The organism is Yersinia sp. 1252 StPb PI (assembly GCF_048593885.1).
Taxonomy (GTDB): domain Bacteria; phylum Pseudomonadota; class Gammaproteobacteria; order Enterobacterales; family Enterobacteriaceae; genus Yersinia; species Yersinia enterocolitica_E.
The window spans coordinates 1-26,257 of record NZ_JAZGQE010000054.1 but is presented as its reverse complement, the minus strand read 5'-3'; the positions used below and the strand labels follow the sequence as shown (position 1 = coordinate 26,257).

Below are 26,257 nucleotides of genomic sequence, written 5' to 3'. Positions count from 1 at the left end.
CAATAGCAAACCAGCATCCAATTATTAAAAACACACTAGTTAGTATTAATAAACTTGAAATTAATACAATACTAACGGTATTTATTTTTGCAGCTATTAAACGCTCTGATGTTAAAGCCAAGCCCGTAATGAAGCGTGTAACTGCCAGTAGCTATAAAGAAGCGCGACGGAAATTGATAAGTAATTATGTTATTTCATTCGCGGGTCGTATTCCCGCACAGGGGGTATGCAATGCTTAAAAAATACCGTGTTGAATTTAGCGCATTAGCCGTCGATGGTAATTTGCTCAAGCTGTCATGGTGTGGTGAAGCTGAGAGCCTTGATAAAGCATCGGCCATTGTTCTCTTGGGGGCAACTAAGCGCCGGTTAAGCAACATTCAGCTCACCAGCATCATGCAGCTCCTTGATGAGGATGATATCTACCCACCTTCATACAAAGAGACTCAGGCCCTGATTGCTGAACTGATGGGCAGCCGTGGTAAGCCAATCCCTGACACCAGCGAGAATGTATCTCGCACTCGCTTATTACGCGTCAAAGCAGGTCCGCTTCATTTGCTGACAGTTGTTATTCCTTTGATTGAGAACGAGCAGCAACGGTTGCAGGTGTATTGGTGGGCGGAGGCGGTACATAACATCGTGCAGTTCGAAGAGCATGACGCGAAAAATGAACAAGGAGTTGAATCATGAGTAATTTAACGCCAGTAATTCATAATCAAATTATGCCGATCCAGAGAACTCGCGGCACTTATGACCTGAACCTGTTTACTCCAATCGAGCAAAACAGATTCATGGTGGTAATGCCCGACGACACAATGACAGGTGAAATTGAGTGTCGCGATAAGGTCATTATCGATACAACACCAATGCGTTATTTTGAATATGGAATTTTTGCTTTCTTTCTTGATGGTATTTTCATGATTAAGCGGCTCCAATTCATCCGTAATAATGTTTGGGTTCTACCGTCCAATCAGTTCTATCAAAGTTTCGAGATTGCAAGTGATAGTCTCATCGAACTTATGATTATAGGGCGCGTTATTTACAGCCAAGAAATCAGGAGTCACTAACAAATGAAAATTGATAAAGTTGACCCAGCCAGATTCGAAGAGTGGGAATTCGATTTAATTGATGATGGTGGTGTCGAGGTTGCATTTCAATTAAGACCGGAACCTGTTTATTTCGTTATGCGTCATGGTCGCCGTAAGAAATGCCTTAGCCGTGAAACTGCGATTAATCGTCTCGCTCACTTCATGACTGAAAAAGTATTTAAACGCGCAGGTGTTAGTTCTCGGGTTGGCGAAAAATACACACAAGTGGATGGCTGTATTCACTGGGAAAGAGGTGAACCATCACCAAGATATATAACCTCCCATAATCGCTGTATGCGCCGCATTCGTCGCCTGTTAGCCAAGCAACGCGAAATGCTTAAATGGCAGAAGAAATATGAGAAGTGGTCAAGCCAGCATATTGAGCTGATGAAAACCAAACCTTATTAATTAAGTAATCACTAAAACAAAATATTAACTATGGCCTTTCGGTTGGGGAATCTCTCAGCCCAAAGCCAGAGAAAAGGTAATTAGCCATGTCAGACAAAATTAACAAAATTGAATTAAACAGACGGCGTATTGCACTCGCCTATCTGGATTTTTGCCAGCGTCATTATGGCGGCGATTGGGCGAACGTGACCATTAACAAGGCAATGGTTCGTGTCGAGGTTTCACAGGTAAGCATAGAGCTTTGTTTGAAAGAAATAGTAGAGAAGCAGCTTCGTGCTGAATACGGCATTGCAGACGGCCAGCGCAAAATAGCCACCTCGTATGGCGCGATGCTAAACCATGATGCCAGCAAATTAACCCCGCTGGGTGCTCAGGTCATGGAAGAAATGATGCTCGATGCCGTTACTGACAAATTGCAGAACCCGGACAGCATTTTATTGCAGGTGGTGGCATGAACAATTACGCCCAAAAAGCCGACCTAGCAATCGAGCTTGAAGCTAAAGGGCTATACCGCCGCGCGGCATGTGTTTGGCGTGATGCCTTACCGCTGGCCCCATCAATAGAGCTGCAAGGCATATGCGCCAGCAATGCCCAACGCTGTTCTGACCAGGGTAAATACAAGGGGAAACCAGAACTATGACCTTATCAGGTAACCGTATCCCGCTTCGGATCTACATCGGGGCCACTCAGATTTTAAACCGGTACCGCCGTGGAGCTGTTCGCCCTCGCCGCACGTATCAACATGGCTATCTGTCTTTACGCATTACCCACCGCTGGCGGTTGTTATCGAAAGACGGCGGGCAGCACTGGGAGGCCATGAGCCACCAGCGATACAACAAAGAGTTAGGGGTGTAAGTGATGGGGATAAGCAAAGCAAACAACCAGGAGCGCATTGATGTTGGGTCGCTACTGACGATTACAGACCACCTTGAGGCATTGAATGTTGCTAACGCCACTCTGGAAAGAATTGAGTCACAACTAACTAAAGCCAGTGATAAGGCCAGTGATTGGTATATCCGAGCCACTACCGCACATAAAACGTGGCATTGGATCAGGACTCAGATTTGCGGGCAGCTATCTGTTTTAAGGCAGAAGGAAAAAGAAAGGAATATCAATCTGCATATTTCGAAAGACCACTTTTTGATTCAAGCATTACGGCAACGGGTAACAGCGGAAGAATTTGAACAGTGCGTTCTGATTGCTAATGAAAAGGCCACTTCGGTGCATAGCGGGTTTATTCAGGATAATGAGGACTAACAAAATGAGTCAGTTAATTAGCACCAATAGCAATAATCCAATGATGGGAAGCCGTGAAATAGCGGTGGTAGTCCTTAAAGAACACAAAGAAGTCTGTCGTGATATTCGCGTCATGCTTGTGCAGCTTTACGGGGGCGAAGAGAAGGACTACATCCGTAGCGCAAATCTGCTCAACCTTACGAATCAAGGGGTTAGTTGCGTTCATTACGATATGACTAATCCTAATGCCTGGGAATACTTTCTTGACTTTGAACACTCGCAATGCCTTGCGACTGGCTATGACGCCCTCCGTCGTATGTCGATGGTTAAACAATGGCGAGCTATGAAGGAAGAACTGGAGCAACCACGCATCGCAGTACAGCCAGCACCCCAGGAAAACAGCATGAACAATAACATTCTTTCCCTGGCTCGCGTTGTGGCTGAGGCAACCGCATCGGCAACCATGAAAGCGGTGATCGATATTGTTGGTATTCAAAAGTATCAGCCAGTAGCCGAACCGATTGCAGCTATCGCACCACCAGCACCAGAGACATTGCAGATCAATCACCAAGCACCAGTTGGTGAACAGTCTGAATATGCCCTTGTGTCTGATCTGTCGTGGGCTTGTGGGTTATCAGATGATGCCTGCCGCCGATTGACTACGTTCTCGAAATTACCGACACGACTGACCAATGGTGATCGCGGCCATTTGCAGATCCACCGTGAGTCATTTATGGCGGCGGCTCAAACCTTGCTTGATGAGTCCACACCACCCACCGGCAAACTTAAACGCTGGCAGCATCCAGTGTTTGGCGGTTTCACCTTGCGTCTGAAATCTGGAAATAACGATGGGGAGAAGGCTCAATGAATATCAGCTATATCGATCATGGCGTAACCGCATCACTGACACTTACTAGCTGGTTGCCTCATGTTCGCCAGCATAACCGCTGCGTGGATGCTGTTTTGCTGCGTATCGGCAGTGTTCAGGTAAAAAATAAAGGCTTCATTCGTCGCACAACCATTATTACCGGTCGTACGCCGCTGATCATGCATGCCTATAAGGTGGTTCTGGCTGAGGTAAAACGGTAATGACAAAAATTCAGCAGAAACGACTTTGTGACTATGAGCAATTTGTTTTGAACTTAATTTGCGAAGCCTACATGTATCACCAGATTGCAAAGCATCGCCGCCCCGTATATCGCCATAAATACGGAGACTTTGCCATAGACCGCACCTCGTTACGCGGTTTTATTGGTACATACCTTGAAGGTAATGAGACGTCAGCGGAGCGGCGAATAAAGCGCTACCACGCCATTTTAGACTGGAAGGAGATGGAAAAAACACCAAGAGGCTATTTCATTAATTGGGGAACAATTGCCACCCTAAAGCCTCGCGGTATTCAGTGGATTAACGCTTGCCTTAATCGGTTCGGTGAAATGATTCAGGATATGGGGCCGGAAGCGGTGGCCAGTGAGCTGGGGGAGAACATGCAATGGTAGAAAGCAACGTGTTTGAACTGGCTAGCATCATTAAATCGGCCTGCGGCGACCCTAGTGATATGACCGATGCTATCTGGAAAGCAGGTTATCGCAAACCAGAACGTACATCCGAAGAGCTGGTAGTGCTGACCATTGATTCTATCTCTGCATATGTTGGTCTGGATTTGCCCTATGAGTGTTGGCCTAAGAATTTAAATGAAGTTTTAGAAGGGGAGCTGAACGAATTGTTCGGTGAGGTACTTCACGATGATGAGAAAGCCCACCCAGGCAAACCTAATTTCGCTTATATCGCTAAGTCTATTCTGGCAGCTGGCTATCGCAAGGGGGCTACCAATGGGTAAGCAAGCCGATATTCATGACACCGAAGTGCGAGCCACTGTGATTGTTGACGATGGGTGCGACTGGACTAAATACCTTAACTGGTTAGCCAAAGCAAAGTACCGCATCCGAAACGGGATAAATGAAGCGCCACCAGCCAGGCCAAAGGTAGCACCGGTAAGTTTCAAGTCGATTAATCAGCCCCGTAAAAAGGGCTATCGAGTGGTTCAGAAAGCGATAGGGGCGGTGTGATATGAGTAACTTAACTTTGAGGCAGCGGGAAGTTCTGGATTTGATTAAGGCATACATCCGCATGCATGGCATGGCCCCAACAATGACCGAAATTGCTGACGAAATGGGGTTTAAATCCCCAAATGCTGCCAGTGTCCATATTGCTGCACTGAAAAAGAAAGGGGCTATCAATGTAAGGCGTGGAGCCTCTCGCGGCATAACGCTCACTGACTCAACAAAAAAGGCGGAGATGGTGCCGGTTAAGCTCCCGCCCATGATTGATATCGAAGGGCTTGAGGGTGAGGATCTGAACGCCGCGAACCATTTCAACGCCGCCATTGCTATGTGCTCTATAGCGATCCGGAAGGCGGGTTATCCGTCAGAGTGTTCACCAATGTTTTACCCTACAGATAAGCAAGGCGGCTAATTATGATCACATGTGAATTATTGACAATTGAACGGGTAGAAAAGGCTGTAGGGTATGACCGTACAACCATCTACCTGCGCATCAAAGAAGGGACATTCCCAAAACCAGTTAAAGACGGGCGCAACTCTCGTTGGCCGTCAACGGTGATTCAGGAATGGATTGATAACCTTATTGTGGAGAATCAGAAGCAATCAGGCCAGTAACCCACTGGCCCCACTCTTCCATTAACTGCCGTCTCTCTGGCATGTACTCGGCGTGATTGTATGCGGCTGACACACGGTTTTTTTCAACGTGTGCTAGCTGCCGCTCGATAACTTCATGCCGATATCCCATTTCATGCAACCTGGTTGAAGCTGTAGCGCGGAAATCGTGAGTTGTTATAACCTTTCGACCATACCCCATGTGCGCAATAGCCCAGTTTAAAGTCGATGCCCCCATGAAGGTGTCCAGTCTTGTGTTTGGGAAAAGCCAGCGACGTTTACCTGTTAATTCTTTCAACTCATTAAGCAGAGATAGCACAGGTGCTGATAGAGGAACTCGGTGGACGCGGCGCATTTTCATTAGCCCTGAAGGGATAACCCACTCTGCATTATCAAAATCAATATGCGACCACTCAGCAGAGCGCAATTCCACTTGGCGCACAAACACCAATGGCAACATTTTTAGCGCAATAATAGTTGCTCGATTGCCAACATATCCCTCCAGACGCATATAATAATCACGTAATTCATCCCCAGTTAGTGATCTGGAATGAACAACTTTAGGGGTGATAATCGCTCCTTTAAGTGCCGCAGCCGGATCAGAATCAGCACGTAAAGTGGCGACGCCATAACAAAAAATAGCAGAACACCACTGGCGAGTTTTAACCGCAACAGAAATCGCTCCACGACTCTCTAGATCTCTGATTATTTTTAATATATGCGAGGCGTTAATTTCTCGCATTGGCATAGAACCAATAGCAGGGAAAATATCATTATTCATAAAGCCGGTTATTTGGCTTTTTGTATTCTCTGACCAGTTATCCCACTTTTTAGCCATCCACTCTCTGGCCACTATTTCGAATGTGTTTGCGTTTTCAGCCTTCGCAATGTCACGTTCTGTTGCTTTTGCTTCCTTGGGAACAAGGCCGTTTTTTACCTGCTCCCTAGCCCACTCACGAACTCGACGAGCTTCGGCCAACGATACGGCAGGGTAACTCCCGATAGTATAGCGTCCGTCCTTTGTAGGCGTGATCCAGTAGCGATAACGCCATGTCTTTACACCCGAGGGGCGCACATCCAAGTACAGGCCGTTACCATCCTGCAATTGATAGGCTTTTTCTTGAGGTTTAGCGTTGCGGGCTTTGGTATCAGTTAACTTCATGAGGCCACCGGATAACCGTTTATTTGTCCGGTAGCTTGTCCGGTTTATTATTCGCTGTCAATCAATGTTGTTAGATGCCAATAAACACAAAGCCCCGCAATTGCAGGGCTTAGCGTGATTCATTCGATGTTACCGGATGTTATTCAACACTAATAATTATCTTCACTCAATATCATTAGCGTGGGGTAAATCCATAATTTTTGAAAATAACTGCCGCGGCTGGGCTTTTCAGGTAATCATAAAAAGCACTCACGGTCGGGTTTTCATGGCCTTTAACAATTGCCATCGGGTATTCAACCGGCTTATGACTTGCTTCCGGGAATATCCCCACAACCTTAACTTTGTTACTGGCTATCGCATCTGAACCATAGACAATACCCAGCGGCGCTTCTGCCCGTTCGACCAGTGCCATTGCACTGCGCACGTTATTGGCCCGCGCCATTTCAGGGGCTAAAGTTGACCAGGCACCTAAATTCTCCAGTGACTCTTTGGCATAAATCCCAGCAGGAACATGATCAGGATCGCCCACTGCCAAACGGCCACCATCCAATAATTTCTTCCAGTCGGTTTTTTTATCGATTACGACTTTATCTATTTTACTGTCTTGCGGAGCAATTAATACCAGTTCATTACCTAGTAAGGTGTAGCGAGTATTGGCAACAATTTGCTGTTTATCAATAGCATAATCCATCCATTGCTGATCGGCAGAAATAAACATATCAGCCGGTGCGCCCTGCTCAATCTGGCGTGCCAATGTTGAAGATGAAGCATACGACGCCACGACATCAACCTGCTTCTCTTTTTTATACTGTACGGCAATATCTTGTAATGCATTGGTCAATGAAGCCGCAGCAAACACTGTAATGTTGTCCGCCGCTAACGTGGTGCCGGAAAATGCTGCCAGCAGTGTTGCACTCGCTACCCAAACCTTGGCGTTACCGTATTGATTCTTCATGTTGTTCTCCGCATTAATGAAATCGCTATATACATGGGAATATAACGCAACATTATAAGCAGGTCATGCAGTTTATCGGCAAGATGTGAGGTATCTTGAGCTGTGGTAACAAGTGGGGGAAATGAGGGAGAAAAACGAAAATGCCCAGCATCTATGCGCCGGGCATTCAGAAATCAGATTAAGAGCGTTCTTTGGTGTGACCGGTCTTAGAGATGACGTTGAACACCTCGCCCAGTCCATAGATAAGCCCCAGAATCACGGCCATCACCACCGGTACCATGACCACGGCAAAGACCAGACTTTTCAATAAATCCAACATATCAGCCTCTCATTACTGCTCATTGAGCGATAACTTACGTTATCACAATAACTAGGATCTATCATTTACTGTAAATTATATCAGCGATGAATGAACCCTGTTATTTTAACTAACAGCAAAAGAATGTAACCTGCCAAACGTGCGATTCAGGTGTATACAAGCACTTAGATAGCAATAATCCTTTCCCGCCGGAGTAAAAAATCATGCAGGCTGAAATTCTTCTTACCCTAAAACTTCAGCAACGGTTGTTTGCTGATCCCCGGCGTATCGCATTACTGAAACAAATACAGCATACCGGTTCCATCAGCCAGGGCGCAAAACTGGCTGGGATTAGCTATAAAAGTGCCTGGGACGCGATTAACGAAATGAATACCTTAGCCGAGGAAATATTGGTTGAGCGGGCAACGGGTGGTAAAGGCGGTGGCGGCGCGCACCTGACTCGTTACGGCGAGCGTTTAATTCAACTTTATGATTTGCTCGCCAAGATTCAGCAAAAGGCATTTGACACGCTGAAAGATGATTCGCTGCCACTCGATAGTTTATTGGCCGCTATTTCGCGCTTCTCTTTACAAACCAGCGCCCGTAATCAATTTTTCGGCACCCTGATTGAGCGGGATCATCAGCAGGTTCAACAACACGTCAATATCCTATTATCAGACGGCAAAACCCGGTTATCTGCGGCACTCACTCAACAGAGTGCTGATCGCTTGCAACTTTCGGCGGGCAAAGAAGTGTTGGCACTGATCAAAGCCCCTTGGGTAAAACTGGTTACTGATCAGGCACTGGCGGGTGCTGCTGATAACTCTCTGCCCGGCACCGTAGCCAGTATTGAACCCGGCAACGATCACAGTGAAGTTATCGTGACCTTGACCGGGGGAGCCAGCTTGTGTTCGACACAAAACAACAGCGAATTACATAAGCTGAATTTGCATATTGGTAGTCACGTCATTGCTCAATTCAATGCAGATCGGGTCATTATCGCTACACTTTGCTAAATAATTCAGCTTAGTTATGCAAAATAACCTTAGTATTTACTGTTGACATTTTGCCCCTTTCCGATTATCCCTAACACCCTTATTGTGTTGCAAGATATGGAAAGAATGATGTCGGAGTTGCAAATATCGCAAGGTTGTTTTCGCCTGAGTGACACCCGGACACTCAACCTGCCAGCATTGCATGTTCAATCGGGTGATAGCTGGGCATTTGTCGGTGCCAATGGCAGCGGGAAATCCGCGTTGGCGAAGGCATTAGCAGGGGAATTAATCCTGTTGAGCGGCAGCCGCCACAACCATTTTCGCCACAGCGTGCATTTGTCGTTCGAGCAACTTCAGCAGTTAGTCAGCGAAGAGTGGCAGCGCAATAACACTGATTTACTCAGCGCAGATGAAGACGATACCGGGCGTACTACCGCAGAGATCATTCAGGAAGAATACGTTGATCCGCAACGTTGTCAGCAGTTGGCAGAGCAGTTTGGTATCAGCCAGTTACTCTCGCGTCGCTTTAAATATCTTTCTACTGGTGAGACCCGCAAAACATTGTTGTGCCGAGCGCTGATGCCACAACCGGATCTGTTGATTCTGGATGAACCCTTTGATGGTCTGGATGTGACAGCCCGCACGCAGTTGGCTGGCATGCTATCCACCCTTTCAGCACAAGGTGTCACGCTGGTGCTGGTACTAAATCGTTTTGATGATATCCCTGATTTTGTGCAATACCTCGGTGTGCTGGCAGATTGCCAATTAACCCAGACTGGCCCCCGCCAGCAGATTCTTTCCGAGGCATTGATTGCCCAACTGGCGCACAGTGAAAACCTTGATGGTATGTTGTTGCCAGAAACAGAACACCCGCAACAGCAGGCCTCTTTCGCACCAGATAAGCCACTAATTATCTTGCGTAATGGCGTGGTTGAATACAATGACCGCCCTATTCTTCATAACCTGAGTTGGCAGGTTAATCCCGGTGAACACTGGCAAATTATTGGCCAAAACGGTGCTGGGAAGTCAACTTTACTCAGCCTGATTACTGGCGACCATCCGCAAGGATACAGTAATGATTTGACACTGTTTGGCCGCCGCCGTGGCAGTGGAGAAACCATTTGGGATATTAAACGCCATATTGGTTATGTCAGCAGTAGTTTGCATCTGGATTACCGCGTCAGCACCAATCTACGTACCGTGATTCTCTCCGGTTTTTTCGATTCAATCGGTATTTATCAGGCGGTGTCTGATCGCCAACAACAATTAGCCGATCAATGGTTAGACTTACTCGGTTTTTCCGCCGTGACCGCTAATCAGCCCTTCCACAGTCTCTCTTGGGGGCAACAACGGTTGGCACTGATCGCCCGAGCACTGGTTAAGCATCCTGCACTGTTGATTCTTGATGAACCCTTGCAGGGTTTGGACCCGCTTAACCGCCTATTGGTACGGCGTTTTATTGATGTAATGATCAGTGAAGGTGACACGCAACTGTTATTCGTTTCTCACCATGCTGAAGATGCACCACAATGCATTACCCACCGTTTGACCTTTGTTCCTGATGGCAATATTTATCACTACCAACAGGAAAAGTTAGCAGGTTAAAACTCTTCAGGCATTTCGTTGAGGATAATGAGAGCTATCCTCAACGGAAGCGGCGTTTATTGGCGGGGGCTTATGCTATCATTCTTACTGCCAGCCCCTATCAGCGCCGGCGATAAAGTTAACATATTCAGCCACCATCAGGATTTATACCCTATAAATTTCAGGTGCAGGCCAGCCGCAAGAGACAAACCGCTCATAAGCCGATTTGAACTGCATGTACGCAAGTCCGCAGGCTAAGTCTCAAAAGGGCTATAGCCCTATAAGCCGAGCGAATCAAGCGGCCAACGCACCTGCGATTTGAAAGATGACGGGCATAACATTAAAGGGATATTTATGTGGGGCATACTTGCTGCTTCGTTACTTTTCTTATCAATTAACCGGGTACTTTCCCTGTTTCTCTTGCTGTCGTCACTGTCAATTGCCTTGTATCACGGTGTTTTGACTCTGCCATCAGCCGCATTCTTGCTTCTAACATTGATTGTGGCACTACTACTGAAAAAATATCGTCACCGGAAATGGCCGGCCGTCGCACTGGAATTGCTGCTGGTGATGGCAGCAATCGTACTGTTTCTGCATCTGGTACCCGGTTTTAATAATCTAAATGTATTGAATAAAGTGAAAACAGGGCCACTCAGCGCGCCCTTCAGCCTGTATTACAATCTTGATAAGGCATTAATACCTTTTATTTTACTGGCTTGCCTGCCAACCTTATTTGTCGCGAAAAAGCACCCATCAGTGAGCCGTGCAAGCTGGCTGGTATTGATTGTCAGTATCCCTGCATTGCTGTTGCTGGCTGTTGCCTTAGGCGGCCTGAAAATTGAGATGCACACCCCGGCATGGATAGGTTCCTTTGTGGTCGCTAATGTGTTTTTTGTTTGTCTGGCAGAAGAAGCACTGTTTCGTGGCTATTTGCAACAAAGGTTAAGTCAGTGGTTGGGTAACTATCCGGCCCTACTGCTCACCGCCCTGTTATTTGGCGCAGCACATATTGCAGGCGGCCCGCTATTGATGGTGTTCGCCGCATTGGCGGGGTTAATTTACGGCCTGGCATGGCTGTGGAGTGGTCGTTTATGGGTGGCGGTAGCCTTTCACTTCGCCCTGAATTTGATGCATTTATTGTTCTTCACTTATCCTCTTTATTCATCGCACTAATCTTTATCTACCCTGTTATCTACCGACCCGAGGCTAGCATTCTTAACTGGAATCGGGCGGTACATAACAGGCAGGACATTTCTGCTGAATTAATGGATGAGAACGCTACCAATCCAGTTATCTATGTGGTGACGGCTATTTATCTCTTGTTTTTGCCTATCCTTGGTTATTCCCCTGTCTTTATGCTTTTGCTGGGATTAAACTGGGAGAAATTTAAATGTAAACGATTCCATTATTGAGTACAGATCACCTTTTCTCACCTAATGGCGTGCTATCTTTCTTAGACTAAAGTCATTCGAGGAGTCTTTTATGTACGTTCTGGTAACAGGTGGTAGCGGTTACATCGGTAGCCATACCTGTGTGCAATTGATTGAAGCTGGCTACCAACCGGTCATCCTCGATAACCTTTGCAACAGCAAATCCAGCGTATTAGCCCGGATACATGCCCTTAGCGGCTATACACCGAAGCTTTATCAAGGTGACATCCGTGACCGCGCTTTACTCGACCGAATATTTGCTGAGCAGTCTATCCATGCGGTCATTCACTTTGCTGGCCTGAAAGCCGTGGGTGAGTCGGTCAGTAAGCCACTGGAATATTACAATAATAATGTCTTCGGCACCTTAGTATTGCTGGAGGCCATGCGTGCTGCACAGGTCAAAAACTTTATCTTCAGTTCCTCTGCCACGGTCTACGGCGATCAGCCACAAATTCCGTATGTCGAAAGCTTCCCGACCGGCTTGCCATCCAGCCCGTATGGCCGTAGCAAGTTGATGGTTGAGCAAATTTTGCAAGATGTGCAACTGGCTGACCCGCAATGGAATATGACCATTCTGCGCTATTTCAATCCGGTTGGCGCACATCCGTCAGGCTCCATGGGTGAAGACCCACAAGGTATCCCGAATAACCTGATGCCATTTATTGCACAAGTTGCCGTTGGTCGTCGTGAGTCGCTGGCCATATTCGGTAATGACTACCCGACACCGGATGGCACCGGGGTACGCGATTATATTCACGTAGTCGATTTAGCAGATGGTCATGTGGCGGCGATGAAGAAACTACACAATCAGCCTGGCGTGCATATTTTCAATCTGGGTGCCGGCGTGGGTAGCAGTGTTTTACAAGTGGTCGAGGCATTCAGCAAGGCGTGTGGCAAGCCGCTGGCCTACCATTTTGCCCCGCGCCGCGCAGGTGACTTACCGGCTTACTGGGCAGACCCAAGCAAAGCTGCCGCACAATTGGGTTGGCGGGTGCGCCGCTCGCTTGATGAAATGGCGGCAGATACCTGGCATTGGCAATCCAATAATCCTCAGGGCTATCCCGATTAAGGTGTTGTTATGACTGATTTTAACCCTGTGGATCATCCACATCGTAGATACAATCCATTAAGTGATCAGTGGGTGCTGGTTTCACCTCATCGGGCCAAGCGCCCATGGCAAGGCCAGCAAGAAGCCCCGGCGACGGAGAATTTACCGGCGCACGACCCTGATTGCTTCTTGTGCCCTGGTAATACTCGGGTGACCGGCGATGTCAATCCTGACTATCCATCAACCTATGTATTTACCAATGACTTTGCCGCGCTGATGCCAGATACACCTAATGCGCCGCAAAGTGATGATCCCTTGATGCGGAGCCAAAGCGCGCGCGGCACCAGCAGGGTTATTTGCTTCTCACCTGACCACAGTAAGACACTGCCGCAACTCTCTTTGCCTGCGTTGGAAGATGTTATTCAGACCTGGCAGCAACAGAGTGCCGAATTAGGCCAAACCTACCCATGGGTGCAGGTATTTGAAAATAAAGGCGCGGCGATGGGATGTTCAAACCCGCATCCCCATGGCCAAATTTGGGCCAATAGTTTTTTGCCAAATGAAGCTGCACGGGAAGATAGCCTGCAACAGCACTATTTTCAGCAAAATCAGTCCCCCATGCTGGTCGATTATGCTGAACGTGAGCGTCGTGACGGCAGCAGGACGGTAGTTGAAACCGAGCACTGGCTGGCGGTAGTGCCCTATTGGGCAGCATGGCCATTTGAAATATTATTACTGCCCAAAGCCCATGTGCTGCGGTTAGAAGACCTCTCTATGGAACAACGCAGTTGTCTCGCCATTGCCCTGAAAAAGCTGACCAGCCGCTACGACAACTTGTTCTCGTGCTCTTTTCCCTATTCGATGGGGTGGCATGGCGCACCGTATAACGCAGACGACAACACACACTGGCAATTGCATGCTCATTTTTATCCGCCGTTGCTGCGTTCGGCGTCGGTACGTAAATTTATGGTGGGTTATGAGATGTTGGCTGAAACCCAGCGCGACCTTACAGCAGAACAGGCGGCTGAACACCTGCGGGCAGTAAGTGATGTTCATTATCGAGAAGCCGGAGTCAAATAATGAGTTTAAAACAGCATACCCAGGCTATTTTCCGCCAACAGTTTAATCAAGAACCTGACATCACTATCAAAGCGCCGGGTCGCGTCAATCTTATTGGCGAACACACCGATTATAACGACGGTTTCGTGCTGCCCTGTGCCATTGATTATGAAACCGTCATCAGTTGTGGCAAACGTGATGACCGCCAGATTCGTGTTATTGCTGCTGATTATGAAAATCAGCAGGATATATTCTCACTGGATGCGCCAATCGTCCCACATGCCGAATACCGCTGGGCGGATTACGTGCGCGGCGTGGTGAAACACTTGCAACTGCGCCATGCCGATTTTGGTGGTGCAGATCTGGTGATCAGTGGCAATGTGCCACAAGGTGCCGGTCTCAGCTCTTCAGCATCACTTGAGGTCGCGGTCGGGCAAGCGTTGCAGTCTCTTTATCAATTACCCCTTAGCGGTGTCGATCTGGCGCTGAATGGGCAAGAGGCAGAGAACCAGTTTGTTGGCTGTAACTGCGGCATTATGGATCAGCTCATTTCAGCGCTGGGTAAACAAGATCATGCACTACTGATCGATTGCCGTACCCTTGAAACCCGTGCCGTGGCCATGCCGGAAAACGTTGCGGTCGTTATCATTAACTCCAATGTGAAACGGGGTCTGGTTGATAGCGAATACAACACCCGCCGCCAGCAATGTGAAACTGCCGCCCGTTTCTTTGGTGTTAAAGCCTTGCGTGATGTGGATCCAACCCTGTTCTTCTCTATTCAGGATGAGCTGGATCCCGTCGTCGCTAAGCGTGCACGCCATGTAATTACCGAAAACGAACGCACGCTAGCGGCAGCAGATGCCCTGGCCTCCGGTGATTTGAAATTGATGGGGCAATTGATGCAGGAGTCTCATATTTCGATGCGTGATGACTTCGAGATCACAGTTCCGCCGATCGATAGCTTGGTGGATATTGTGAAATCCGTTATTGGGGAGCAAGGTGGTGTTCGTATGACTGGCGGGGGGTTCGGTGGCTGCATTGTCGCACTGATGCCAACATCGCTGGTTGAGCAGGTTCGTGCGGCCGTAGCCCAGGAGTATCCGGCTCATAGCGGCGGTAGGAAAGAGACTTTCTACGTATGTCAGGCTTCACAAGGAGCGGGTTTATGCTGAAAAACGACGCTGCATCATCAAGCAGTGTTGACCAGTTAGCACCAGATGGTCACCCCTTTGAATTGACCGAATTGCATAATAAAGCCGGTATGAGTGTAACGCTGATGGACTGGGGCGCAACCTGGCTGTCAGCGGTCCTGCCGCTGACCGATGGCGAAAAGCGCGAGCTATTGCTGGGCTGCCAGACCCCCGCAGACTACCTACGTCAAGCCGCTTATCTTGGTGCCACCGTTGGCCGCTATGCCAACCGCATTGCTAACAGCCAAATCACGGTGGAGGGTCAAACCCTCAATTTGTTACCTAATCAGGGACCTAACCAACTGCATGGTGGTCCAGAAGGTTTCCATGCTCGCCGCTGGCAAAAGGTTAAGCAGGATGAGAGGCAGGTGACTTATCAACTGCACTCACCTGATGGTGATCAGGGCTTCCCCGGTAATCTGACCGCCGAAGTGCAATATCTGTTGACGGAAGATAACCGATTGGAGATCCACTATCAGGCCCAGGTCGATAAAACCTGTCCGGTGAATCTGACCAATCATGCTTACTTTAATCTTGATGGTGAAGGGCTGGACGTGCGGGCGCATCGGTTGCAGTTATTTGCGGATCGTTACTTACCGGTTGATAGTGAGGGGATCCCAAGCGGCGGATTGGCCAATGTTGAGAAAACCGGTATGGATTTCCGACAACCAAAAACGCTGGCACGCGACTTCCTGCAAGACCGTTGTCAGCAGCGGGTTAAAGGCTATGATCATGCTTACCTGCTCCATCGTACTTGCGGTGCAACGGAAAGCCCGGCGGCTCATCTGTGGTCATCTGATAACCGGGTCCAAATGAGTGTTTATACCACCGCACCTGCGTTGCAGTTGTATAGTGGTAACTTCCTTGGCGGAACACCGGCCCGCAAAGGGGGCACTTACGCCAGCTACACCGGCGTAGCGCTGGAAAGTGAATTCCTACCTGATAGCCCTAACCACCCCGAATGGCCACAACCTGATTGCTGGCTAAAACCGGGGAAAACCTACCGCGCCACCACGGTTTATCACTTTATCGCGCTATAACGCTATATACCCAACAGATTTCAAGATGCAGGAAGACGAGATCCCGATGAGCTGACATAAGTCAGTGATTCGGGTGACAAATCGGTCGGGAACCGATTTGAACGCTGTTTGAAAGATGACGGGGATAACTACCCATATTGAGCACTGCCGACTACGCTTAACAGCATCTATCTGCGGTGATACTGACCTGTTTCCCGCCCTTTCCGACCCTCAACATTATTTAAGGAATGTTTATGCGCCTAACTACCCTATGGTTACTCTGTGCGGGATTACTGCTTAGTGTCAATGTGATGGCAGCAGATACGGCGAAAACACCGTCACCCGCTCAGGCCGCACAACAGAAGAAGATGACTGACTGTAATCAGCAGGCAACGACCCAATCACTGAAAGGCGATGATCGGAAGAAGTTTATGAGCCAATGCCTGAAAGCGCAGATTCATCCCGATGAAAAAGCCCTGACGCCACAACAGCAGAAAATGAAAAGCTGCAATGCCGACGCAGCGGCCAAAGCATTAAAAGGTGATGAGCGTAAAACCTTTATGAGTACCTGCCTGAAGAAAGCCGCCTAATCCCCGCAGCCGGAGGGGTATTTAGTACCCCTTTTTTAATTGGATATAAACCGATACCTAATAAATATCAAGATCCAGGAAGGCGGTAAGCGAGGGAACCCCAATGAGCTTAACTTCCGCTAAAAAATTGGCTATGGTTAAACACAAACCATTGCTGTTGGCGGCAATCCCGCAATATAATGATAATAGTTATCATTGAATATTAATCTATACCCTCCGGTAATAGCGTGGTTAGACAGCGTCTTCAAGTCCGACGGGTATAGAGATTGAGTTTCACATTAAAGGAGTTAACGCTATGGCAGTAACTAAGCTGGTTCTGGTACGACACGGCGAAAGTCAGTGGAACAATGAAAACCGCTTCACCGGTTGGTATGATGTTGATTTATCTGAGAAAGGCCGTGGAGAAGCACAAGCGGCCGGCAAGCTGTTAAAAGACGAAGGTTTCGCGTTTGATTTTGCTTATACCTCAGTACTGAAACGTGCTATCCACACCTTGTGGAGTGTGCTGGATGAACTGGATCAGGCCTGGCTGCCAACAGAAAAAACCTGGAAACTGAATGAGCGTCATTACGGCGCACTGCAAGGTCTGGATAAATCAGAAACTGCGGCCAAATATGGCGACGAGCAAGTTAAATTGTGGCGTCGTGGTTTTGCTATCACCCCACCTGCGCTGGAAAAAAGCGATGAGCGCTTCCCTGGCAATGACCCACGTTACGCAAAGCTTACCGATGCAGAATTGCCAACCACAGAAAGTCTGGCGCTGACCATCGAACGTGTTATTCCTTACTGGAATGAAGTGATCAAACCCCGCATTGTCAGTGGTGAGCGTGTCATTATCGCCGCCCACGGTAACTCTCTGCGAGCATTGGTAAAATATCTGGATGACCTGAGCGAAGATGAAATTCTTGAGCTGAACATCCCAACTGCCGTACCTTTGGTGTATGAGTTTGATGAAAACTTCAAACCAATCAAACGTTACTATCTGGGTAACGCTGATGAAATCGCTGCTAAAGCCGCCGCTGTTGCCAACCAAGGCAAAGCGAAGTAATCATCCCTGATTAGCACCATTAAAAAACCCCCGAACATGATCAATGCCGGGGGTTTTTATTTGCCTGCTCGCTATTATTGGCGGCGCGCTTTTACGGCATCTGCTAACTCACGTAATACCGTTTCGGTGTCTTCCCAGCCGATACACGCATCGGTGACACTTTTGCCGTAAGTCAGTGGTTCGCCACTTTCCAGATTCTGATTGCCTTCCACCAAATGGCTTTCAATCATCACGCCCATAATCGATTTTTCACCATGAGCAATCTGGTTGCAGACATCTTTACTGACATCCATCTGCTTTTTAAATTGCTTGCTACTATTAGCATGGCTGAAATCAATCATGATCTGTGGTTCCAGGCCCGCTTTACTCAGCCCTTCTTTAACCGCAGCAACATGAGCACTGCTGTAGTTTGGCTCTTTGCCACCACGCAGAATAATATGACAATCGTCGTTACCGGCGGTATTTACAATCGCTGAATGACCCCATTTGGTCACTGACAGGAAGCAGTGCGGCGCACTGGCCGCATTAATGGCATCGATAGCGACCTTGATAGTGCCATCTGTGCCATTTTTAAATCCAACCGGGCAAGACAGACCTGAAGCCAGCTCACGGTGAACCTGAGATTCAGTGGTACGGGCGCCGATGGCACCCCAGCTCATCAGGTCAGCCAAATACTGCGGGGTTATCATATCCAAAAACTCACCCGCGGCTGGCAGCCCGCTCTCGTTGATATCTAACAATAACTTACGCGCGATACGCAGACCGTCATTGATGTCGTAGCTAGCGTCCATATGCGGATCGTTAATCAGACCTTTCCAACCCACCGTGGTACGCGGTTTTTCAAAATAAACCCGCATCACCACTTCAAGCTCGCCTTGCAGTTCTTCACGCAGGGTTAGCAAACGGGCCGCATACTCTTTGGCCGCTTGGGTATCATGAATAGAGCATGGACCGATGACAACCAACAAACGGTCGTCTTGGGCTCGCAGGATGTTATGAATAGCTGTGCGGGTCTTGGATACCGTTTCTGCTGCGTTCTCACTGGCTGGAAACTTCTCTAACAAAGCAACAGGGGGCAGGAGTTCCTTAATTTCATTAATCCGTAGGTCATCATTCAGGTAATTCATAGTTCTTCCATTAAGTCTTGTGACGGTCATCGCACAACGTCTATCGGTACCAATCTAGTTGAACCAATCTAGCTGGTGAATTGAACGCTGTAAATCTACTTTATTACATTTGGTGTTCTGTGCAGATAAACAGCAATAATGCGGTTTACTCGATTAGGTATCAACTTATTGAATGAAGCCATCAATTTTTATCTGGATTGTTATTTGTTATAAAATCATTAATAAGAGTCATACTCGGTTATCACCCCCCTCTTATCCCTAAAGGTTAATACGGTTTATGCCTAGGTTACTGTTAGTTGATGATCACCCTGTGGTGCATGTTGCTCTTGAAGCCGCACTGATGTGCGCGACACCACGTTATCATCTGCATTGCGCTGCTGATGACCAGCAGGCTTTGGCCTTATTGGCGGAATATCACTTTGATCTGTTAATTTTGGATATCAGTTTGCCACAGCTTGACGGTTTGCAGTTTTTACGCAAAATCCGCCGCCACTATCCACAGCAGTCCATCATGATTTACACCGCCCAGGAAGAGGAAGTTTATGCCAAAATGGCTTATTCCGCTGGGGCACAGGGTTTTATGCATAAAGGGCAGCCGATGGATAACCTATTGCAAGCCATTGATGCCGTTATTGCCGGCCAACGAGTATTCCCCGCCAGTACGCTGGATAGCGGCACACCTAACGATGAAAAATACCATTTAACCCAGAAAGAGCTGCAAATATTGGGATTACTCAGTAAAGGCCATTCTAATTTACATATTGCTGAGTTACTGAATATCAGCAATAAAACTGTCAGCACACATAAGAAAAATATTCTCAATAAAACCGGTGCAGCAAATTTACTGGCATTAATTGCCGTATTTAACGAGCTACAACCATGAGAAAATGCGGGTTAGTATTGCTATTCATTGTCCAATTCTGCCTGCTGCTACCCGCACAAGCGACCTCTACTTTGCACTACAATTTAGTTAGCAGCTTGAACATACCGGCCAGCACACCGTTTATCACACCTAATAATCCATGGCGTAATGCCACTTTGCGGGTTGGCATCCTCAACGACAATGTGAGCCCGTATAATATTATTGTCGATGGTGACCTGTACGGTCTGAATGCCGATTACCTTAACTATATTAAGCAAGCAACTGGTGCCAATGTGGAGGTGATAGGCTTCTCCGACGCCACAACCCTGAATCAGGCATTAAAACAAGGTGATATCGACCTACTGTTTGGTTTACCTCGCAGCGCATTAAATCCCAACTTATATATATCAAAACCTTATTATATCAGTAAGTTACTGGTGTTACGTAGCCGCCAAAATAGCCGTCAGGTAATGTTAAACTCGGCTGATGCGCGCATTGCTATTAGTAAAATGGCCGGTATGCAGTTGGTCGATGAAATTCAGAATAAAACCCCGCATAACCAGCTGTTTGATAATAATCTGCAAGCCATTTACTCCTTATTAAACGGTCTGAATGACTATTTTATTGCCGATGAAACCAGTGCCAGCTTTATTATTGATCAACTGCAACTGGGGCAAATTTATCAGGTTGAGAATGATATAAAGCCCGGCAGTCTCTCTTTGGTGTTTGCGGCAACCAATCCGGCATTGATAGAGACGCTTGATCACGTTATCAGCAACGTCCCTATGGACGTTCTTAATACCATTCAGGGCCGCTGGAGTAAAAAAATCCCCAGCTATCTCGATACCGGTAATGCTGATCTTACCCGCATGGAGCAAGAATGGGTTAAGGCCCATCCCGTGGTGTATTACGCCGCCATCGATGATGACTATCCCTTTACTTATCGTGGCCGCGATAAACAACCACGCGGCTATATTGTCGATATTCTCAATACCATTGCACAAAATACTGGCCTGCAATTTTCGCCGGTCTGGAGCAGTAACCCACGGTTGGCCGATCAACTGGTGCAACAAAATAAGGCCATGATGCGGGCTTTACTGCCGCTAGCCGGTGGTTTCAAAGCGCAATATGACAGCTCGATGCCAATTCACCGTGCCTTGTGGGGGGTGTATACCAACGCGTTCACCCATAATGTCTCAACGTGGGGAGATCTATCTGGCAAGCGTCTCGGTGTGGTGGAAGGGGATTTAGGTCAGCAACTGATCCCCCCCCAGACCTTGGCCACTGTCTTTGCTAACCGTAAGGCAATGTATGATGCACTGGCTAATGGGCAGTTGGACGGGCTGATAGATAATGTCATCTCCGCCAATTTTATGGTTCTTTCCCGCTATTCCGGGGTCATCAAACTGGCATTTGCGGCAGATAACATTGCTTATCCACTGGCCTTTGGCGTCGCGCAACACTCGCCGTTACTGCTGTCGATTCTCAATAAAAACTTGCTACAAATCCCCCCCGCCACCCTGCAATCACTGCGTGATGAATGGGTATCCGATCCTCGCAATATTATTGATGCGGTAAATGAAAATCGCATGATGCCCCCTGCCACCTGGTTGTTTAGCGCCCTTGGCGGGCTGTTGATACTGCTCTTGGTGGTGATGGTCCGCCGTTTTATTCAGCGGCGCAAAGAGCGACGTGAGCGAGAAGTCTTGGAACAGGCGCGCCTGCAAGCCGAAACCGCTAATCAGATGAAAAGTAAATTTCTGGCAACTATCAGCCATGAGCTACGAACACCAATGAATGCCATCCTTGGTTTGTTGGAACTGGAGCTTAAAAAAAACACTACCGCGCAGGGCAATTTGCCCGTTATTTACAGCTCAGCATCATCGTTATTAAGCCTACTCAATGACCTACAAGATTATGCCAAGTTAGAAATTGGCTCATTACAGCTTTTACCACAACCTACTGCATTGATTCCTTGGATTAATCATATTCGCGCGGTTTATCAACCGCTGTTGGGTATGCGGCCGATAACCTTAAATGTCAGTTACAGTGATAACTTACCTGAAACAGTTCTGCTTGATGGCGGTCGCTTACTTCAGGTCATGAACAATCTAATTAACAATGCCATTAAGTTTACCCGCCAAGGCGAAATTAATGTTCGGATGGCGTGGCAACCGCAGCACGAAGGGCAAGGAGAGTTGATATTGCAGGTGGAGGACAGTGGTTGCGGAATAGCCGCTGCGGAAATACCCCACCTGTTCCAGCCCTTTTATCGGGTTGAGACCAGCAACAATCTGATGATCCCAGGCAGTGGTTTGGGTTTATCGATCTGCAAAGAGCTTATTGACCGAATGAATGGCACTATCAGCCTGGCCTCAGAGCTGAATAAAGGCACCGTGGTCACCATCAAATTATTGCTTGCCATGGAGACGGTATCGCCGTCAATCCTGAGGCCCGCGACAGAAATTACGGACACGTTATGCCTGTATCCTCTTCGTGTCGCGATGGTTGATGACCACCCGAGTAACCTCCTGTTGATGCAACAACAGCTCAGGCATTTTGGTATTGAATCCGAGCTGTTTGATAATGCCCGCCAGCTATTACACGCTCATTTTCAGCAACCGTTCGATGTGCTGTTTGTCGATTACAATATGCCCACTCTGGATGGTTTTACCCTGGCGCGAATCATTCGCCGACAAGAGCGCCCATCTCAGTCTAAAGCGGTAAAAATCATCCTTTGCTCAGCCGATGTACAAGAATTTACCCGTATCCGGCCTGGGAATATCGTTATCGACCATTGGCTGACCAAACCGGTGACACTCAGTGATATTGAGCGGGTATTACGCATACAAACCGTTATGGCCACAGAGCAACCGGTTTACGATAACCTGCGGGAAATACTATTACGATTGGGTAATCAGGACCCAAAAATGGTGCGCAAATTAGTGGTGACGCTGCTTGATTCCATGGTGCATGACCGCCAACAACTTGCACTGGTACCACAGTCGCTAGCGGCCCGTGCACAGGTATTACACCGCATTAAGGGCAGTTTTCTGATATTGCAAAATGCCGCAGGTGCCGCATTATGCCAGCAGTTAATTAGCCAATGCCAGCAAGGCAAAATCGCTCCTGCGGCCTATACTAAACTGCAGAATCTATTAGCACAGTTGATTAAAGGTTTGAATCAAACCCTGTCAGAGCTAACATAAATCGACAGTTCTGTGCACACATCTTATGGTCCAAGGATAACTATGGCTGTATCTTCATTTTTCCCCCAAGACAGCAACAGCAAACGCCTACTGATAGCTTTTGTGGTTACCACTCTGTTTATGGTGGTGGAAGCCATTGGTGGCTGGCTATCGGGTTCGCTGGCATTATTGGCGGATGCCGGACATATGCTGACAGACTCGGCCGCATTATTTATCGCATTGATGGCAGTTCATTTCTCTCAGCGGAAACCTGACTCTCGCCATACCTTTGGTTATTTGCGCCTGACCACACTGGCAGCGTTCGTCAACGCGGCGGCATTATTGTTGATTGTGGTATTGATAGTCTGGGAAGCGGTACGGCGTTTCTTTTCTCCCCATGAAGTGATGGGGATGCCGATGTTATTCATCGCCATCGCCGGATTATGTGCAAATATTTTCTGCTTCTGGATACTGCATCGTGGCGAGGAAGAAAAGAATATCAATGTGCGCGCCGCAGCCTTACATGTGCTGGGAGATCTATTAGGTTCCGTTGGGGCGATAGTGGCTGCCGTGGTCATTCTGACTACCGGCTGGACACCTATTGATCCGATATTGTCGGTATTGGTCTCAGTGTTGGTGCTCCGCAGCGCCTGGCGGCTGCTGAAAGAGAGTTTTCACGAACTGTTAGAGGGCGCGCCGCAAGAGATTGATATCACCAAATTGCGCAAAGACTTATGCGCCAGCATATATGAAGTGAGGGACGTTCATCATGTTCACTTATGGCAAGTTGGCGAAAAACGGCTAATGACACTGCATGTGCAAGTGATCCCTCCGAGGGATAACGATGAATTATTGCATCGTATCCAGCACCATTTACTGCATCACTACAATATTGGGCATGCCACCATTCAAATGGAATATCAGCATTGCGCCGCACCCGATTGTGGTATCAATCAGACCGCCAGTAACAACGCGCACCATTACCACCCTCACTGAGGGCAAAAGGCCACTGTTTCAACGGAGATAAGCCCGATAAAACAGTGGCCTGACTTAGCCGCTAGTGACTCTGAGTTGATAACGGACGTGAATGATTTCTTGCCGCGCTCTTCATCCACAACCAAGAGCCATTCAGGGCAATCAGTGTCAGTATCACGTATTCCAGAGCCATCGCATAAACCCCCTGATAGGCGAAAATCGCTACACTGATGACATCAATCACCACCCAAATCAGCCAGTTCTCAACATATTTGCGTGTCATCAAGATCATCGCCACAATTGATAACACCATCATGGTGGAATCCCAGAATGGGAATGCATCAGGTTGCAGTTCAGGCATTTGCACATTAGCGCCCAAACGCTGCATCACCACCACTGCGGCACGGGTCAACCCGGCAAAAACAGTATCAATATGCAAGGTCATTAAAGCGATACCAGCCACGCACACTGCGCCCCAAATCAATGCTTTCGGCAATGATAACCAGCGAATTTTCAATTCAGCTTGATTGTCAGGCGTTTGCTTACTCCAGGCATACCAGCCATAGATATTGGCGACGAAGAAGAACAACTGTAATAGCAGGCTGGCATAGAGCTGAATCTGGAAAAAGATTACCGCAAATAACGTCACGTTAATCAGGCCAAACAAATAGTTAATTATCTTCTCTTTGCTGGCAAACCAAATACAGAGTAACCCAAACAGGGTACCAATCGCCTCTATCCATGAAAGGTCATACCCCCCCGCACCCAGCGGAATATGCACCAATATATTGCTTGTACTGAGGAAATCCATCTGGCAATCCTTTTATTGGGGAGAAATAATAAGTATTGAGGTCAATTGGTGTCATTTACGACTCAGGCATTGCCTTTGACCTGTAACTTCAACTGGTTGGCAAAATCCAACATCCGATTCAGCGGTATCAGCGCCTGCTGACGCAATTCTTCATCGACATGTATCTCATGCATTACACCTCCCTGCTCCAGCCCCTCAGCAATCGCTCTGAGACCATTCATTGCCATCCACGGACAGTGAGCGCATGTTCTGCACGTCGCACCTTCACCCGCCGTCGGGGCTTCGAATAATTCTTTATCTGGGCACGCCTGCTGCATTTTGTAAAAAATGCCACGGTCAGTCGCCACAATAAGTTTTTGCTGTGGCAACGTTTTTGCAGCCTGAATCAGTTGGCTAGTCGAGCCGACAGCATCAGCCATATCAACCACTGCCTGAGGTGATTCCGGGTGAACTAACACCGCAGCATCAGGATGCAGTACTTTCATGCGAGCCAGTGCCTGGGTTTTAAACTCGTCATGGACGATACAAGCCCCCTGCCAGCACAATACATCGGCCCCACTCTTCTTCTGCACATAATTACCCAAATGGCGATCCGGCGCCCAGATAATTTTCTCACCCAGGCTATCGAGATGCTCAATAAGCTCAACCGCAATACTGGAGGTCACTACCCAATCAGCTCGGGCTTTAACCGCCGCAGAGGTATTGGCATACACCACCACGGTGCGGTCTGGATGGCTATCACAAAATGCGGCAAATTCATCCGCCGGGCAGCCTAAATCCAGCGAACACTCTGCATTCAGGGTTGGCATCAACACTTGCTTCTCAGGGTTCAAGATTTTGGCCGTCTCTCCCATAAAACGCACGCCGGCGACCAGTAATGTCGATGCCGGATGGTTATTACCAAATCGTGCCATTTCAAGGGAATCGGCGACGCAACCGCCGGTTTCTTCGGCTAAAGCTTGGATTTCGGGATCAGTATAATAGTGAGCGACTAACACCGCATCGCGCTGCTTCAGCAGTGTTTTGATCTTCTCACGGTAAAAGGCTTTTTCCTCTTCATCCAAAAGGACAGGCCGTGGAGGAAATGGATAAATAGCCGCATTCACATCAAAAGTTTCACTCATCGCTCACATCTCTGTTGCCAGTTATTCCAGGGTCAGCAAACGTTGCTGGCTGCCAGTAACACTTGATTTGTTTTTTATCCTAAACAAAATACCCAATATCCAGCTAAAAGTCGCCCAAAATTGTCTGATAATGGTGAAAATGTTTAATGGAGTTAAAAATGAGATGGGAAAGTGAGTCGTCGAAAGAATATTAGAGGATTATAGGGGTTATATTCAGGATGGAAAGGAAATCGATAAGAACACTAGGGAGATAAATCGGGAGGAGATGATGACAACTGGAAGATAATGGTGGGTTGTGCGGGATTACTTGACATAATGGTGGGTCGTGCGGGATTCGAACCTGCGACCAATTGATTAAAAGTCAACTGCTCTACCAACTGAGCTAACG

At 47.8% G+C, this 26,257-nt stretch carries 33 protein-coding genes; 27 read left to right on the top strand and 6 right to left on the bottom strand.

The genetic code is table 11. The annotated features are described in order from the left end of the window. The 15 genes from V2A85_RS10390 to V2A85_RS10320 form a co-directional block, all read left to right on the top strand. Positions 1–239: host cell division inhibitor Icd-like protein (locus tag V2A85_RS10390; RefSeq protein WP_420071371.1), on the top strand; the 239-nt coding region annotated here is incomplete at its 5' end. Beyond that, positions 232–687, top strand: a complete 456-nt coding sequence (locus V2A85_RS10385; protein ID WP_420071370.1) for a hypothetical protein — start codon at positions 232–234, stop codon at positions 685–687. The genes V2A85_RS10390 and V2A85_RS10385, both read left to right, overlap by 8 nt. Further along, positions 684–1,064, top strand: coding sequence for a S24 family peptidase (locus V2A85_RS10380; protein ID WP_420071369.1), 381 nt, complete (start codon positions 684–686; stop codon positions 1,062–1,064). Before V2A85_RS10385 ends, V2A85_RS10380 begins: the two co-directional genes overlap by 4 nt. A gap of 3 nt (positions 1,065–1,067) precedes the next feature. Next, positions 1,068–1,493: a hypothetical protein gene (locus tag V2A85_RS10375; RefSeq protein ID WP_420071368.1), complete on the top strand. Its 426-nt coding sequence runs from the start codon at positions 1,068–1,070 to the stop codon at positions 1,491–1,493. An 86-nt stretch (positions 1,494–1,579) separates the two neighbouring features. Then, positions 1,580–1,948 carry a hypothetical protein gene (locus V2A85_RS10370; RefSeq protein ID WP_420071367.1) on the top strand — a complete coding sequence of 123 codons (369 nt, stop codon included), beginning with the start codon at positions 1,580–1,582 and terminating at the stop codon, positions 1,946–1,948. Next, on the top strand, positions 1,945–2,133 hold the full coding sequence (locus V2A85_RS10365) for a hypothetical protein (RefSeq protein WP_049525994.1): 189 nt from the start codon (positions 1,945–1,947) through the stop codon (positions 2,131–2,133). The genes V2A85_RS10370 and V2A85_RS10365 overlap by 4 nt, the downstream gene beginning before the upstream one ends. Then, on the top strand, positions 2,130–2,348 hold the full coding sequence (locus V2A85_RS10360; protein WP_049611557.1) for a hypothetical protein: 219 nt from the start codon (positions 2,130–2,132) through the stop codon (positions 2,346–2,348). The genes V2A85_RS10365 and V2A85_RS10360 overlap by 4 nt, the downstream gene beginning before the upstream one ends. 3 nt (positions 2,349–2,351) lie before the next feature. Continuing rightward, on the top strand, positions 2,352–2,750 hold the full coding sequence (locus V2A85_RS10355) for a hypothetical protein (RefSeq protein ID WP_226715673.1): 399 nt from the start codon (positions 2,352–2,354) through the stop codon (positions 2,748–2,750). Positions 2,751–2,754: 4 nt separating this feature from the next. Continuing rightward, complete coding sequence (locus V2A85_RS10350; protein WP_420071366.1) at positions 2,755–3,597, top strand: hypothetical protein; 843 nt, start codon at positions 2,755–2,757, stop codon at positions 3,595–3,597. Further along, positions 3,594–3,818 (top strand): hypothetical protein, encoded by a 225-nt coding sequence (locus V2A85_RS10345; RefSeq protein WP_411919565.1) that lies wholly within the window; start codon positions 3,594–3,596, stop codon positions 3,816–3,818. The genes V2A85_RS10350 and V2A85_RS10345 overlap by 4 nt, the downstream gene beginning before the upstream one ends. Continuing rightward, positions 3,818–4,228 carry a hypothetical protein gene (locus tag V2A85_RS10340; protein WP_083159323.1) on the top strand — a complete coding sequence of 137 codons (411 nt, stop codon included), beginning with the start codon at positions 3,818–3,820 and terminating at the stop codon, positions 4,226–4,228. The genes V2A85_RS10345 and V2A85_RS10340 overlap by 1 nt, the downstream gene beginning before the upstream one ends. Then, a complete protein-coding gene (locus V2A85_RS10335; RefSeq protein WP_050144517.1) occupies positions 4,222–4,569 on the top strand; it encodes a hypothetical protein in 348 nt (115 codons plus the stop codon). The genes V2A85_RS10340 and V2A85_RS10335 overlap by 7 nt, the downstream gene beginning before the upstream one ends. Next, positions 4,562–4,798 carry a hypothetical protein gene (locus V2A85_RS10330; protein ID WP_050311088.1) on the top strand — a complete coding sequence of 79 codons (237 nt, stop codon included), beginning with the start codon at positions 4,562–4,564 and terminating at the stop codon, positions 4,796–4,798. The genes V2A85_RS10335 and V2A85_RS10330 overlap by 8 nt, the downstream gene beginning before the upstream one ends. Position 4,799: 1 nt before the next feature. After that, positions 4,800–5,204, top strand: coding sequence for a hypothetical protein (locus tag V2A85_RS10325; protein ID WP_420071365.1), 405 nt, complete (start codon positions 4,800–4,802; stop codon positions 5,202–5,204). Between the two features lie 2 nt (positions 5,205–5,206). After that, positions 5,207–5,407: a helix-turn-helix transcriptional regulator gene (locus tag V2A85_RS10320; RefSeq protein ID WP_042806437.1), complete on the top strand. Its 201-nt coding sequence runs from the start codon at positions 5,207–5,209 to the stop codon at positions 5,405–5,407. Here the strand turns inward: V2A85_RS10320 and V2A85_RS10315 are convergent. The 3 genes from V2A85_RS10315 to V2A85_RS10305 form a co-directional block, all read right to left on the bottom strand. Beyond that, positions 5,373–6,566 carry a tyrosine-type recombinase/integrase gene (locus V2A85_RS10315; RefSeq protein ID WP_420071364.1) on the bottom strand — a complete coding sequence of 398 codons (1,194 nt, stop codon included), beginning with the start codon at positions 6,564–6,566 and terminating at the stop codon, positions 5,373–5,375. The genes V2A85_RS10320 and V2A85_RS10315 overlap by 35 nt on opposite strands. Positions 6,567–6,741: 175 nt before the next feature. After that, entirely contained in the window at positions 6,742–7,521 is a 780-nt protein-coding gene (gene modA, locus V2A85_RS10310; protein WP_083159546.1) for a molybdate ABC transporter substrate-binding protein, read from the bottom strand. A gap of 178 nt (positions 7,522–7,699) precedes the next feature. Beyond that, the gene (locus V2A85_RS10305) at positions 7,700–7,840 is read right to left on the bottom strand and encodes an AcrZ family multidrug efflux pump-associated protein (RefSeq protein ID WP_083159548.1); all 141 of its coding nucleotides are present in this window, start codon (positions 7,838–7,840) and stop codon (positions 7,700–7,702) included. 203 nt (positions 7,841–8,043) lie between these two features. On the opposite strand from V2A85_RS10305, the gene modE reads away from it, so the two are divergent. From modE to gpmA, 9 genes are all read left to right on the top strand, one after another. Continuing rightward, positions 8,044–8,835: a molybdenum-dependent transcriptional regulator gene (gene modE, locus V2A85_RS10300; protein WP_420071363.1), complete on the top strand. Its 792-nt coding sequence runs from the start codon at positions 8,044–8,046 to the stop codon at positions 8,833–8,835. 108 nt (positions 8,836–8,943) lie between these two features. Continuing rightward, entirely contained in the window at positions 8,944–10,419 is a 1,476-nt protein-coding gene (gene modF / locus V2A85_RS10295) for a molybdate ABC transporter ATP-binding protein ModF (RefSeq protein WP_420071372.1), read from the top strand. A 333-nt stretch (positions 10,420–10,752) separates the two neighbouring features. Continuing rightward, positions 10,753–11,571 (top strand): CPBP family intramembrane glutamic endopeptidase, encoded by an 819-nt coding sequence (locus V2A85_RS10290; RefSeq protein ID WP_420071362.1) that lies wholly within the window; start codon positions 10,753–10,755, stop codon positions 11,569–11,571. Positions 11,572–11,880: 309 nt separating this feature from the next. Then, positions 11,881–12,897 (top strand): UDP-glucose 4-epimerase GalE, encoded by a 1,017-nt coding sequence (gene galE / locus V2A85_RS10285; RefSeq protein WP_372558372.1) that lies wholly within the window; start codon positions 11,881–11,883, stop codon positions 12,895–12,897. A 9-nt stretch (positions 12,898–12,906) separates the two neighbouring features. After that, positions 12,907–13,956, top strand: a complete 1,050-nt coding sequence (gene galT, locus V2A85_RS10280) for a galactose-1-phosphate uridylyltransferase (RefSeq protein ID WP_420071361.1) — start codon at positions 12,907–12,909, stop codon at positions 13,954–13,956. Then, positions 13,956–15,107 (top strand): galactokinase, encoded by a 1,152-nt coding sequence (gene galK, locus V2A85_RS10275; protein ID WP_083159560.1) that lies wholly within the window; start codon positions 13,956–13,958, stop codon positions 15,105–15,107. The genes galT and galK overlap by 1 nt, the downstream gene beginning before the upstream one ends. Then, the gene (galM, locus tag V2A85_RS10270) at positions 15,101–16,165 is read left to right on the top strand and encodes a galactose-1-epimerase (protein WP_083159562.1); all 1,065 of its coding nucleotides are present in this window, start codon (positions 15,101–15,103) and stop codon (positions 16,163–16,165) included. Before galK ends, galM begins: the two co-directional genes overlap by 7 nt. 233 nt (positions 16,166–16,398) lie before the next feature. After that, positions 16,399–16,734 (top strand): PsiF family protein, encoded by a 336-nt coding sequence (locus V2A85_RS10265; RefSeq protein ID WP_420071360.1) that lies wholly within the window; start codon positions 16,399–16,401, stop codon positions 16,732–16,734. 295 nt (positions 16,735–17,029) lie between these two features. Beyond that, positions 17,030–17,782 carry a 2,3-diphosphoglycerate-dependent phosphoglycerate mutase gene (gpmA, locus tag V2A85_RS10260; RefSeq protein ID WP_083159566.1) on the top strand — a complete coding sequence of 251 codons (753 nt, stop codon included), beginning with the start codon at positions 17,030–17,032 and terminating at the stop codon, positions 17,780–17,782. Between the two features lie 74 nt (positions 17,783–17,856). On the opposite strand, the gene aroG is transcribed toward gpmA, so the two are convergent. Beyond that, positions 17,857–18,909, bottom strand: a complete 1,053-nt coding sequence (gene aroG, locus V2A85_RS10255; RefSeq protein WP_083159568.1) for a 3-deoxy-7-phosphoheptulonate synthase AroG — start codon at positions 18,907–18,909, stop codon at positions 17,857–17,859. 277 nt (positions 18,910–19,186) lie between these two features. On the opposite strand from aroG, the gene V2A85_RS10250 reads away from it, so the two are divergent. From V2A85_RS10250 to zitB, 3 genes are read left to right on the top strand one after another with little or no spacing between them, the layout of a single operon-like run. After that, positions 19,187–19,792 carry a response regulator gene (locus V2A85_RS10250; RefSeq protein WP_420071359.1) on the top strand — a complete coding sequence of 202 codons (606 nt, stop codon included), beginning with the start codon at positions 19,187–19,189 and terminating at the stop codon, positions 19,790–19,792. Next, positions 19,789–22,980, top strand: coding sequence for an ATP-binding protein (locus V2A85_RS10245; RefSeq protein WP_420071358.1), 3,192 nt, complete (start codon positions 19,789–19,791; stop codon positions 22,978–22,980). Before V2A85_RS10250 ends, V2A85_RS10245 begins: the two co-directional genes overlap by 4 nt. A 42-nt stretch (positions 22,981–23,022) precedes the next feature. After that, the gene (zitB, locus tag V2A85_RS10240) at positions 23,023–23,955 is read left to right on the top strand and encodes a CDF family zinc transporter ZitB (protein ID WP_420071357.1); all 933 of its coding nucleotides are present in this window, start codon (positions 23,023–23,025) and stop codon (positions 23,953–23,955) included. 61 nt (positions 23,956–24,016) lie between these two features. Here zitB and pnuC read toward each other — a convergent pair whose 3' ends face one another. Next, positions 24,017–24,745 (bottom strand): nicotinamide riboside transporter PnuC, encoded by a 729-nt coding sequence (pnuC, locus tag V2A85_RS10235; RefSeq protein ID WP_420071356.1) that lies wholly within the window; start codon positions 24,743–24,745, stop codon positions 24,017–24,019. A 62-nt stretch (positions 24,746–24,807) separates the two neighbouring features. Next, on the bottom strand, positions 24,808–25,869 hold the full coding sequence (gene nadA / locus V2A85_RS10230) for a quinolinate synthase NadA (RefSeq protein ID WP_083159576.1): 1,062 nt from the start codon (positions 25,867–25,869) through the stop codon (positions 24,808–24,810). Positions 25,870–26,257: the final 388 nt, after the last annotated feature.